We start from the raw sequence: 13,248 nt of genomic DNA on the forward strand, positions 1-13,248 counted from the left end.
TCATGAGCGAACTGTTACCCACGCTTCAAGCGCAGGCCACACAATCCGCATTAGTGGAGTATGTGACCACAGCGATTGAGTTCTCGGATCAGTTCGCTCGTGACGCGTTCAGCTCATTCCTCACGGATCCCGAGCAGGGGATTTTCCGAGGTCCGTTCCTTCGTACCCGATTGCCCTTCAAAGCGGACAGCAGCACTCCTCCGCTCGATGTGCTGCCGGAGTGGTTTCAGCCGTACTCGCATCAGGCAGCGGCTTTTAAGCGTCTGACCACGTCGCCAGAGGCGCCAGGGGACCAAGACGAACACGGACTGCGGATTCCGGAACCGACCATCGTGACCACGGGTACCGGCTCAGGTAAGACCGAGTCATTCCTATACCCGTTGTTGGACTACGCAGTGCGAGCTCGGGGTGCGGGCGTACACGGCGTTAAAGCCATCATCCTGTACCCGATGAACGCCCTGGCCAATGACCAGGCCGGGCGACTGGCGCGCATGATCCATGATGATCCTGCCCTCCGTGGCGTCACAGCCGCTTTGTACACGGGTGAGCATTCCGGAGCTCCGCGCACGGCCATGACCGCGGAAGGGCTCATCGAGGACCGAAATACCATTCGGTCATCCGTCCCGGACATCATTCTGACCAACTACAAGATGCTGGACCAGCTGCTCTTGAGGAAAGCGGATCGGCCTCTGTGGGAGCTGTCGGCGCAGTCCTTGCGCTACCTGGTTCTCGACGAATTCCACACCTACAACGGCGCGCAGGGAACTGACGTCGCGTTGCTCATCCGACGGCTTCAACTGCTTCTCAAGCGGCTTGCCCCGAAGCGCTCGCCGTTGGTTCCGGTGGCAACGTCGGCGACTCTGGGCGATGACAGTGACATCGCACCTGTGGCTGACTTCGCGACCACGATCTTCGGCGTCGAGTTCGCCACGGACGCGGTGGTGACTGAGCGTCGAGTGACTCACGACGAGCTGCGCGATCAAGCCTTGCAGAGCCTGGATCTGACCGGCCTACAGGCGGAAGACCGGCCCACGCCCGGTCAGCTTCAGGGCCTCCTCGAGCTGATGCCCGACAACAACGGTGGATTACTTCCGGACCCACGCGACGTGGCGGCTGCCGTTCTCGACGTTCTCTGGACCAGTGTGGACGGCCAGCTCGTATCTGCGACGCGAGGAAACGACGCGGTGGGCGTCCGTGACCTGTTCCTTGCCCACCCGCTCGTTGGCCGACTATTGGACTCGGCAACCAAGGCGACGACCGTTGAAGATCTGAGCCGTGAGCTGGCTCCGCATCTGGAACCACGCGGTACCGGGGCGAGGTTCATCGAAGCCCTGTGTGCGGCGCTCTCACACGTGCGCTCGCAAGCAGCGCGGAACAGTTTCCCGAATATCGAAACCCACCTGTGGACGCGAGAGGTCTCGAGACTGGACCGAGCGACGTCGCCGGTGCCCGCCTTCTCCTGGAGCGATGACCGCACCACACACGATGGCAGTTTCCTGCCAGCCATTTACTGTCGTCATTGTGGCCGCTCGGGCTGGGGCGTGGCGTTGACGGGCATGTCCGATCTGATTGTGAAACCGCGGCGTATCCGTGAAGAACACGTGCGCCATACGGGGCGATTCCGGGCACTCATTTCCAGCCCGGGTGGAGATCCAACACAGGACGATCGGCTGCGTTATCTGAATCCAGAACGACGGAGCATTGACGACCAGCCGCCGTCGGAAGAAAAAGCTGACGTGGACACCCTCCCGGTGCTCATGCACATCGGTCTGGAAGCCGAGGAGCTCAGCAACAACGACACCTGCCCCTCGTGCAAGGAGAAGGACGGGATCCGGTTTGTGGGTTCCAGTACCGCCACGCTGCTGTCGGTAGCGCTGTCCAGCCTGTTCGGCACGGCGGGGCTGGATCCCAACGAGAAGAAGTCCTTGGTCTTTACGGACTCCGTGCAGGATGCCGCGCACCGCGCCGGATTCGTGGAGGCGCGGTCGCACTCGTTGGCATTGCGTTCGGCCATTGAGTCCGCCCTGACCGATGAACCATTACCGCTCGGAGAAATCGCAGAGCGGATGATGACGGCCGCAGAGTCTCCGGAAGAGCGTTATCGGTTACTGCATCCATCCATTGCAGAGAACGGGCCGGTGCGCGGTTATTGGGATGACAGGCAACCGGCCAGACAACGACGTCGCGCGCTCGAGCACGTGGCCAAGAGACTTGAATTCGACCTCGAGCTAGAAGCCGGGCTGGTCGGGGCGTACGGTCGAACGCTTGCCTCCACGGGAACCGCGGCGGCCTCCGTAAGCGCCTCGTCGGAAGAATTGCGCTTGGTAGGACAACAAGTCCTGGATCGTGCGGCACGCCAAATGACCATCGATGTGGCCAGCGATGGAATTTCGAGCGGAGGCCGGGCGGAGATCTGGGTCCGGGGTGTTCTCGAGCGCATGCGGACCAGTGGAGCCATCGCGCATGAATGGCTGTTGCCCTACCGAAAGAAGGGCGGGCTCAGGTACCAGATTTGGGGTGGCCGCAGGCCCAAGGATGTCATGCCCGCTTTCCCGCCCGGCCGACGTTCGCCAGATTTTCCAGCCACGGGTCGTTTGAAAGACAAGAGCGAGTTCACCGACCCGAGTGATCGGCGCAGCTGGTTCGTGGATTGGACCGCGCGGAGTCTCCAGGTGGAACGGAGCACAGCGGGGCATTTGATGAAGCCCTTGTTCACTGCGTTGGCGGATGCTGGCATCACCAACACCGTGCCGGTGTCTGAACATGGACGCACTTCCGCGGAGACGTACGGCTTGGAGCCGGACCGCGTGGTCATGTCACGAGTGCCCGCACCAGCCCAGGTGCTGCGTTGCTCTACCTGTGGGGAGTCGATCACGGGCATCTCGAGTGTTCTGGAGTCCTTTGCCGATGGCCCCTGCACGACCTTCCGATGCACCGGGCAACTCCGGTGGGCCACCCAGAGGGACAGCTACTACCGGACTCTGTATTCCGGGGACATGCGCCGTGTCATTGCTCGCGAGCACACCTCGCTGTTGCAAGCGGACACCCGGCTGAAGTACGAGAACGCGTTCAAGAACAGCGAATCAGCGCCCGGTGCCCCAAACGTTCTGGTGGCTACCCCCACTCTCGAAATGGGTATCGACATTGGTGACCTCTCGACGGTCATCCTGGCCTCCATCCCAGACACGGTCGCTTCGTATCTGCAGCGAGTGGGCCGCGCGGGTCGTCTCACGGGTAACTCGCTGAACCTGGCATTTATGTCTACCCGTGGCCGAGGTTCCGCGTACATTGAGCCCGAATTCATGGTGAACGGAACGGTGCGTCCACCCGCTGCTTACCTCTCCGCCGAGGAAATCCTGCACCGCCAGTACACGGCGTTCCTCATGGACCGCATGGCTGGCGACGACGGTATGCCTGAGCCCGCTCGAAGCGCCTCCATCATGCGCTCCAGCCGGCCCGGGACGTTCCTGGGTGAGATGCTCGCTGATGCTCACTACCATTCCGAAAAGCGGCTGGACGAGTTTCTCTCCGCGTTTACTGTGGGTGATGACCCGCGGCGGGGGGTCACCGAAGAGGCTGCGAATGCTCTGAGACAGTGGGCAAGCAAGCCTGGCGATGCACCCAGCGGTCTAGAAGTTGCTGTGACCAAGGCCGTTCAACGGTGGCACCACGAAAAGGATGCCCTCCGGCACAGGCGCCAACGCATCACGGACCTTCTCAAGAAAATTGAGAGCGGCGAAATCGTCATCACCTCTGACGATGACGGTTCTATGGCCAAAGAGCTCGAAGGCCAACAAGAGCTGCTGGATCAGCAGGAACGGAAGCTCGGGGAGATCGAAGACCCAGAAGCTCGAGCGCGTGAAGAACGCCGGCTCTCTGGAAGTCAGGCCCGCCTCCGGGCAGAGGAATCCCAGCTGAGTCACGAGCACTGGATCGGGGTTCTCGAGCGGTTCGGTTTGTTGCCTAACTTCACCCTTTTCGACGACGCCGTCAGCCTGGACGTCACGCTCATTTACCAGGATGACAACGACAATTGGCAGCATGTGCCGGCCGATTTTGAGCGTTCCGGATTCACCGCGCTCACCGAACTCGCACCGGGGAATCACTTCTATGCCGGCGGGCACGAACTCACGATCGACGCCGTGGATCTGGGAACGGCGGGCGCCGGCGTGCATCGGCTGGCGTTCTGCCCCGCGTGCGGATACAGCCAGGAAATCTCCGCGGTCGATCGGTTGACCGCCTGTCCCAAGTGCCATCAACCCGGGATCGCGGATGAAGGGCAACACCTTCGAGTCGTGGAGCTGACCAAGGTCTACTCCACAATGGAGTTGAACCGGGCCAAGATCGGTGACACCTCAGAGGACCGCAGAAGTGTCCAGTTTGAAGTGTTGACCATCCCGGACTTTGCGGACTCCGAAACCCGTGCACGCTGGTCTATTGAAGGCACGGGTCTGGGCGTGGCATTCCGCCGGGGGACTCGTTTAACACGGCTCAACGTAGGGCGCCCTCGAGAGGGCGCGCGTGAAGCTGTGTTGGCCGGGCAAAAACAACGCATTGGCGGATTCACGATCTGTGCCGAATGTGGACACCTCGAACAGGACCTGCAAAAGAACGATCCCCACGAGCACCAGGCGTGGTGCACCCAGCGCAAGGCGGAGAACCCCGAGGCCGTTTCAGTGGTGCTCTCCCGTGAGCTGATTACCGAATCTGTCATGATCAGCCTGCCTCCTTCCATCAGCGAAGACAGCTCGGGTCACTCACTGATCAGCTTTTATGCCGCCATCATGCTCGGATTGCGGGAGCGGTTTGGGGGCGAGGTCAGCCACCTGGGCATGGAGGTCGTCTCGGACACCTCCCGCAACAATGCTGAATCCTTGCTGTTGTTCGATGCGGTGCCGGGTGGCACCGGTTACCTTGCCGAATTGTCGTCACCCGAATCCCTCTGGAAGTTGTTCCAGGCAGCCCTCCAACGATTGTTGGAATGCCCCTGCCGGGATGAAGAGCGCTCTGCATGCTTCCGCTGTCTCATGCCCCATGTGCCTTCTTCGCAGCGGGAGAATCTGAGCCGAGTGCGCGCCGTCGACATCCTGAAGGCAATCCTTGGACCGGGGGCCTCTGAAGGTGACATGAGCTGGCGAATTGTGGAAGGCGATGCGCCCGCACACGACGATTTCGAATCGAATCTGGAGAAGCGGTTCCGCCGAGTCTTTAGGGCAGCCGTCGCTGAGATTCCCGGTGCGCACGTGGCGGAAACGGCTACCGATGGCGGGGAAGGATTCTCCGCAGTAGTCGGTAACGTCAAGTACTCCTATGCGCCCCAGGTCACCCTGAACCACACTCAGCCCGATGCTCTGCTGAGTTGGCCGGGCCATCACGGGGTGAGGGGCGCCGCCATCTACCTTGACGGTAAGCGATACCACGCGAGCACTGAACACAATCGAGCGGGCGATGACGCAGATAAACGCCGAATCCTGCGCGAGCAGGGATATCTAGTCTTCGCGGTCACCGACCGGGACCTCACGAACTTCGAGGAAGCCCAACGCGACGGCACCAAGGCGCGGTCGCTAGTGGACGAGCTAATGAATGCTCGAGTCGTCAACGCGGTGAAAAAGAATGGCGGGATCGATGATGCGGGGATTAAGTATCTGAGTGCCAATCCCGTTGATCAGCTCTTGACCTTGTTTACCGCTGTTGGGCGAGACCCGCTGAAGCTTCAGCGAGCTGTATCGCAGCACCTGAATCTACTGCTGTTTGCGGGCCGCCCCGAAATGGTAAGTACAGACCACTTGGCGAATCACGCGCTCGCAGTGGCGGAAACGCCTGAGAACGAACGGCTGCCGGAACCCCCCAGAGGAGCCACCGAACAGGGTGTGATTCGTCGCCTGGGCGCGCTGACAATCATGGGCACCGTGAAGACTGCACCGAATCATTTGGCCGTGGTTTTAGACGATGACGAGACGGCTTTGCGCTCCCTCGATTTCGACACTGAGTGGCGACAATGGCTGGCGCTCGCCAACCTGCGGCAACCACTGCACGCCGGTTCAACAACCTTCATTGAGACCAAGAGTTCCCTGTCCAGCTGGATCGACGATCATTCGGCCGATCAGGAATCCTTGGTGAGCCTCCTGGCGCAGGCCTTCGAAGACCCTGTAACCACTTCGGAGGATGCAGGAGCAAAGGTTCTGGGGCCCGTGGACGTCAGCGTCAGACAAGGGACCGTCGAACTCACTCCGGATTGGAACGAGCTCATTGACGATGCGCTGACTCCCGGAGAACGTCAGATGCTCGAGATTGCCGGGCGATACGGAATGCCGCTGCCTGAGGTGGGCGAAGAGTATGAGGGCATCCCTGTGGATCTTGCCTGGCCTGAACTGCGGATTGGTTGGCTCAGCGAGTCCAACCTTGCTGAGCAATTCGAACACGTGGTGTCGGACGAATGGACCGTGCTCGGTCCGGATATTCAGACCGCTCAACAGGCACTACTGCAACGCTTGAAGACCGACGCATGAGAAACGGTGGACCCATGAGAAACCAGACCAAACAGCTCATCCTGGACCGTGGCTTTCCCACGAGTTATGACAAGTCGATCTCGGGCAAGGTCAGCGCCACTCTCGAAAAGTTGTTTAAAGACACGACCACCAATGGTCTGCACCTTGAGCCGATTCAGAACAGCGCGGATGACCGTGTTCGCACGGCCCGTGTGGATGATTTCCACCGGATGGTGCTCTTTGATCTGGGCGACTGGCTGTTGCTGTACGGCGTTTATGCGCACGACCAAGCCTATGTGGTGGCGAGCAAGGCGTACGCACGTGTGAATCCCACCAGCGGTGCAGCAGAAATTCGCGAGACCGAACCCTCTGAAGGTCAAAGCGGTAGCCGATACACGGACTCCGAGCTCAAGGCATTGGTCGAAGCTCGAGCTGCCGAGATGCTGGCGGCCCATCAAGGGGAAGGTGAGCAGGCGGCGTCGTCGGCGGCTGAAGAAACCGCCGAGGCAGCCGAAGCGACCGCGCCGGCACCAGCGCCGAATCCTCTGGCCAGTTTTGAAGCCGAGGAACTCATGGAGCAGCTTGGCATCGAGGAAGCCGTTGCCGTGTATGCCTCACGGGCTCCCTTGGAGGAACAGCTGCTGAGCTTCCTGGAACGTGTGGGTGGATGGCAGTCTGATGCTTTGCTCGATTTGGCAATCGGTAAGCCACTCGAAGAGGTCCGCGGCAAATTTGCGGTGGACTTTGGCGATGAATCAGTGGGCGGCACGGAAGTGGGTGTGCCATCCGATACTGAGGCTGTGGTTCGGGCCGCTACCGCGAAGCGGGCGGCGTCTCAGTTCCACCTCATCGAAGACGATGAGGCCTTGGAGAAGGCCCTGACGAGCGGGGACTTTGAGGCGTGGCGGTTGTTCCTGCACCCCGACCAGCAAGAGTACGTGGACAAGAAGACCACCGGACCGTTCCGCCTGTCTGGTGGTGCAGGCACGGGTAAGACCGTGGTGCTGGTGCACCGTGCCGTGCGTCTGTCTCGAGAGAACCCCGAAGCTCGGATTCTGGTGGTGACGTACACCCGAAATCTCGTGGAGATGATCGCGGATCAGATCAAATCCTTGGGTCCGGATGTTCGTATGGCCAAGAACCTGGGTGAGCCCGGAATCAGCGTGCTCACCCTGGACCAGGTGGCGCACCGAGTGCTGAGTGATGCGGCCGGGAATGAGTCCCTGCCCAAGGCCATGGAGCGAGTGCTTGGTTGGGGAATCCGGCGGAAGCCTGACTTCCGCAGCGGCGGTTCATACGGGAGCAGCCCGTGGGAGGACGCGATCGACGCTGCGGGAAGTGACCTGCCTGAATCTCTCCGAGTGGTTCCCTTTTTCGAATCCGAATACCAGGAGGTCATTCTCCCGGGTGAGATCACCGAAGAGATTGACTACCTGCGAGCCCCTCGAAGTGGCCGCGGATCCCGGCTGGGGCGTAAGCAGCGCCGTGCCGTGTGGCAGGGGATCAAGCAGTACCGAGACGACGGGTTGGCATCCCAGTCAGTCGATTGGGACGAGGCCGCGGCTGTCGCGGCAGCCCTTCTGACCGGTGATTCTGGCGCTCCAGTTGCGGACCACGTGCTGATCGATGAGGGGCAGGACTTCACCCCCACTCGGTGGAAACTTGCGCGGGCTGTCGTGGCTTCTGGGCCAGATGACCTGTTCATTGCCGAGGACTCAAACCAGCGCATTTACGGCAACCGGATCGTGCTGGGGCATTACGGGATCAAGATCGTTGGCCGTTCCCGGCGGCTCCGGCTGAATTACCGCACTACCGAGCAGAATCTGCAGCTGGCGCTCCAGGTGCTCGCTGGTGGTTCGTACGACCTGGACGAGGTCGAGGGAGATCAGCCCGAGCAGTCCACGGAGCAGAGCCAAGATCGGTACATCTCCAGTCGTTCGGGCCCGCAGCCTCTCCTCTTGCCAGCCGAGGATCTCGGCCAAGAGTACGACCAAGTCGCGCGACTGCTGAACGGGTGGGTCGCCGAGCTGGAAGATTCTGGTCTTCAAGCGAACACCCTCGGAGTGCTTACGCGCACCAAGAAGCAGCGTGATGCCGTGGTTCAGGCCATGGGTGAGCGAGGTGTGGAAGTTGCCCCGGTCGATAAGCAGGATGCTCCGGCGGGAACGCCCGCCGTTATGACGCTCCACCGAGCCAAGGGGACGGAGTTCTCACGCGTGGTGCTCTTCGGGGTGAGCGAGGGAGCGATTCCGAAGTTCTTCCAGGGGAGTGATTACGACGACCAGGCCCGCGAGGACAGCAGCCTGCGGGAGCGTTCACTGCTGTACGTAGGCGCGACGCGTGCGCGCGACATGTTGGCGATTTCGTGGAGTCGGCAGGCTAGTCCGTATTTGCCGGTAGTGTAACGACCTCGTTATTCAGGCAGTGGAATTGGCGACTAGTTAGGAATTTGACATGGTGAGGGCAGAATCGAATTTTTCAGAATTTCCCAAAATGGCCGATGATGCAATTAATGTGTCCGTAATGGTGCAGTCAGGGTTGGGGAACTCTGCCGCGTGGGAGCGCAGCCTTTGTGATGCGATAGAGAAGATGGGTTATAAAACCCATGTCACACCCTTCGGTGGTAAGGGTGCGGCGGCGGGCGGTGATCTATCCATTTTTGAGATGATTCGTATGGGTTTCGAAATTGGTGGAGGGGTAGGATTATTGGCTCATATCGAAAGTCGCATTAAGGCACGAAAAAATAAAAAAGTTGACGAAGGGGTACTTGATGGAGCCTCTGAGGTAAAAATCCTGCAAATTGATCTCGTAATTCCTCGGTGTGCAGAAAATAGTTCTAAAAATCACTTGACGCTGAGGGATTTGATTGCGACGTTGCCAGGGGTGAGGGAAGCCATTGATGATTTCCCGGGCCGATATTTAGTGAATTTATCTGCTCCCGTTGATTCTGGTGGTGGAGTAGCGATCAATTATCTTGAACGGGGTGACTTGGAAGGGCGCGCGCTCGATCGAATCAGCAGTTTAATCGATGCTTCGGCTGGAAATGACCAGCTTTTGATGACAAGAGGATCTGATCTCCGGAATTTCTTCTGGAAGCCTGTCTGGGTTCATGCTGAAAGACAGTGAGCTGTTAGGCGCGGGGCAATTCAGATCACCACTACACCCTCTCCTGAAATGAGCTACTTTCGGCTGCAGATGTTGTTGAATACGAAGTTGATTCATTTTTGAGGTTCGGAAATGTGCTGAATAGAACGTTCAAGAGTTCGCCGGCCATCGCCTCATCCAGCTGCAACGTCTGACTGCTCTTCATCGCACTGGCGCGGTCATCTGAACCGAAAGTGGTCAAGTGCAGCAGTGGCCCGTCTTCGGAGGTGACCACTTGGTAGTGGCAGTCCACCGTGGTGGGGTGAGGTCGAACGTTCTGTGTGCCCTTTTCGAGGGACCGTACTCTCGCCATGATTACCTCCGTGCGAAGTGTGTAGACCGCGGCCATCCCGCTCGAACCGCGGTCTACACAATGGTGGATTTACGCCAAACGATATAGGTCATTGACGACGAAGATCTTGCCCTGTCGTTCCAAAGACTCAAAAGCTGCCCTGTAGGCCTGGGCGATGACGCTTCCGGTCCTGTTGTACCCGAACAAGCGATTTAGCCCACGCTTGATGTGATCCTCCGTGCAGATCCCATTTGACTCGTGGAGGACGAGCATCACAGCATTCTCAATCTCCTGCGGGACGATTTCGTCGGCCGGGCGGCTCTCTCCACCGTTCTCCGTTGTGCGTACGAGATTCCACGTGGCAGGGTCCGCACCGTCGGGCCAATAGCACTTACCCAGTCTTGTCTTGGTGCTTGTGACATGGCTGGGCAGACACCGCAAAATCTGGTCGCGCCGCGGTCCTTTAATGCGCTGCATACCGAATCTGGCCGCGATGTTGCTGGTGAGCCGGTCTGCAAGCACAGGACCCTCAGCTTGGATCACTTCCAGGAGGAGTTCTCGGACAAGTTCGCGGTTCGCCTTTAGTGACAGCTCCTCGAGGGTTTTCCTGTCCCCGACCAACCCCTTACTAGCGGCGTGGAATGGCTCTGTGTGGACGAGCTCAGGGGAACGAACAGTCGCTGGCGGAGCTACGGATTGCACCCGTTCAGTGACCTGAACCGTCTCTCGTTGTTGGGGCTCAGGTACTACTTCGGTAGCCTCCTCTCGCGTGACAAGATTCTGCACTGCGTTCACGGTTTGCTGAGCCGGCTGAGTCACCGTTGCCACGGTTTCAGCCACATCTTCAACTCTCGGCTGCTCCTCAGGGGAAGGCACAGTCTCTCGGAGCCGCTCTTCGGCCTGATCCATCTTGTGTCGGATCGCCCGCAAAGAACCGTCTCGATCCATCCACCAGCTGGGCAGCCAAACCTGGAGGACCTCAGCCCAGCCCATTCGGGTGAGTACCTGGGCAGGTACGGAATCGCGATCGGAGACAATGGCCCTTGCTGCCCAACGGGGGCTGTCCAGCATGAGGGCGAACCACTGTTCTGAGTCGGGATCCTTGACAGCCAGATCCACCTGGAACTTGGACATGCCAAATTCCTCGTGAACCTCTAGTCCTTCGTCGCGAAGTGCCTGGGCAATATCCTGCCGGTGTAGCTCAGTGGTGTGCTTATCGGACAGCAGGGAAGAAGCATCCGAGTGTTCCCGGGCGAAGGTCAGGTATTCACGCAGGTGCTTCATACCCTCTGACTTGGTCCGGTTGAGATCAATGTGTTCCGGAGTGAAAGAGGCGTAGATGACCACTTCACGCCGTGCGCGGGTGATTGCCACGTTGAGCCGGCGATGGCCACCCTCAGCAGAAACCGGTCCAAATTGAAGCCGCAACCTACCTGTTTCCGGATCCGGGGAGAAGGCCAGGGAGAACAAGATGACGTCACGCTCATCACCCTGCATGTTCTCCAAGTTCTTCACGATCAAGGGGTCCTCTTCACGTGCCATGGCCACGCGAATCGCCTCATCCGGCAGGTCTTCCAGCAGATCCTGAATCAAGGTCTGCTGCTGGATGTTGAAGGTGACCACACCAATGGAGGCTTCGGGATCTGCCTCGAGGCGGCGTCGAACGTCGTCGACAATGAGGTTTGCTTCGACCTGGTTGGTGCGTGTTGCTTTCCTGTCGCCGCCGTCGAAATGGCCATTGGCCTGAACCAAACGAATTCCGTAACCGGGCCGGTCAATGGGAGGCGCGGGGAAGGTAGACAAATCCCCTTGGTAGTAGCGGCGGTTCGAGTAGGCAATGAGCGATTCGTCTGCGCTTCGGTAATGCCAGGTGAGCATCTTCCGATCGAGATTAGCGCTGACCGCTTCAGACAGGATGGACTCCTGATCGCTGGCAACCAGACCCTCGGTAGAAGCGGACTCGTCATCATCCGAGCCGCTCGACGCGAACATGGACGACGGCGGCATCTGTTGGGAATCGCCCACGATCACCACGGAACGTGCTCGAGCCATTGAACCGATGGCATCAGCTACGCGAATCTGTGACGCCTCATCGAAGATGACGATGTCGAATTCAACCGACCCAATGGGCAGGTTCTTTGCCACGCTCGCCGGGCTCATGAGCATGCAGGGAGTCAGATCGAGTACCGCGCCTTCGGATGACTCGATCATCTGGCGGATGCTGCCGCCTCGTTTGCGATCGATTTCGCGACGGAGCTGGATCTGCTGAGGCGTGGGGTTGGCCTTGTTGAGGCCACGTTCTCGCAGTAACTTGGCCGGGAGCTCTGTCCGGAGGTTGGAGCGTACTCGATCGCTCAGAGAGATGTACTGGTCGACCCGCTTGGAACGGTTCTCTGGATCGAATCGTGCAAGATCGGTCTCATCCAGCTGTGTAGAAAGCTGTTCACGAGCTGCCTGTAGCCGAACCTTGGCTGAGAGATCTCTGGCCGAGGCTCGCCCGTGCCACAGGTCCGCCGTCAGAGTGGCGAAGCCTTGACTCTCGAGCTCATCTATCGCCGCCTGGGCCTTTTGGAATCTCCTGAGCCCGGCGGTGCGACCCCGTTCGGCCTGGTCACGCCACTGCGGAGCAGCGTGATCAATGGCGGTCGGGAGGTCCTGTCCCGCTTGCCAGCGATTCAGTGTCTCCGGGGTGGCTCCCAGCGCCTGAACGAGAGCATTCCAAGCGTGGGTGTACTGGCCTACGTCGACTCGCATGCCGCCGCGGATGATTGCGTTCAGGTCTTCGTCGGAGAATTCTTGGCGCACTTCTCCAACGGCCTTGGACTTTTCAAGGACGTCTGCTGGAAGACCAGAGGTTCGTGGATTGCGTACGGTCCACCTGATGCCGGCTGGCAGCAAACGCTCACCCGTGGCATCGAGTGCCCGTGCGCGTTGTTGGACCCAGTCCACGTGGTTGAGGAAGACCTTGGGGTCACCCACGAGGCCAATCGAGGCAGGCAAGAGTAGCCGCTCGATATCCTGCTGAACGGCCTCCTGAGCTCGCTTGCGTCCAAGGACCTTTCGGGAAGCCTCGTTCAGTTTTTCCTGCAGCAATCCCGGATTGGCGCTCCAGGCTTCAGGGCGGAACGCTTCGACAAGATTTCCGTAGTCAAAGATGAACTGGTTGACCTCGGTGACGAAGGACTGCATTTCCTCTGCCCAGTGAGGGGAGCGTGACCAGACTTCCCGGTGGTGTTCGACGGGCATGTGAATCGCCCCGGGTTTAATGGAGACATCGTTAACCCGGAAGGATGGGCGGCATGGTCGCACCACGGAAGTACCCCG

At 59.6% G+C, this 13,248-nt stretch carries 4 protein-coding genes; 3 read left to right on the forward strand and 1 reads right to left on the reverse strand.

Annotation, left to right across the window (positions count from 1 at the left end; all coding sequences use genetic code 11):
* The first annotated feature begins 2 nt into the window (after positions 1 to 2).
* The 3 genes from EWV37_RS05425 to EWV37_RS05435 are packed head-to-tail and all read left to right on the forward strand — an operon-like array spanning position 3 to position 9,614.
* Positions 3 to 6,509 carry a DEAD/DEAH box helicase gene (locus tag EWV37_RS05425; protein ID WP_129700299.1) on the forward strand — a complete coding sequence of 2,169 codons (6,507 nt, stop codon included), beginning with the start codon at positions 3 to 5 and terminating at the stop codon, positions 6,507 to 6,509.
* Positions 6,510 to 6,523: 14 nt separating this feature from the next.
* Positions 6,524 to 8,893 (forward strand): 3'-5' exonuclease, encoded by a 2,370-nt coding sequence (locus EWV37_RS05430; RefSeq protein ID WP_165189273.1) that lies wholly within the window; start codon positions 6,524 to 6,526, stop codon positions 8,891 to 8,893.
* A gap of 49 nt (positions 8,894 to 8,942) precedes the next feature.
* A complete protein-coding gene (locus tag EWV37_RS05435) occupies positions 8,943 to 9,614 on the forward strand; it encodes a hypothetical protein (RefSeq protein ID WP_129700303.1) in 672 nt (223 codons plus the stop codon).
* Positions 9,615 to 10,014: 400 nt separating this feature from the next.
* Here EWV37_RS05435 and EWV37_RS05445 read toward each other — a convergent pair whose 3' ends face one another.
* Entirely contained in the window at positions 10,015 to 13,170 is a 3,156-nt protein-coding gene (locus EWV37_RS05445) for a DUF3320 domain-containing protein (RefSeq protein ID WP_129700306.1), read from the reverse strand.
* Between the last annotated feature and the right edge of the window lie 78 nt (positions 13,171 to 13,248).

The organism is Kocuria carniphila (genome assembly GCF_004136555.1).
Taxonomy (GTDB): domain Bacteria; phylum Actinomycetota; class Actinomycetes; order Actinomycetales; family Micrococcaceae; genus Kocuria; species Kocuria carniphila.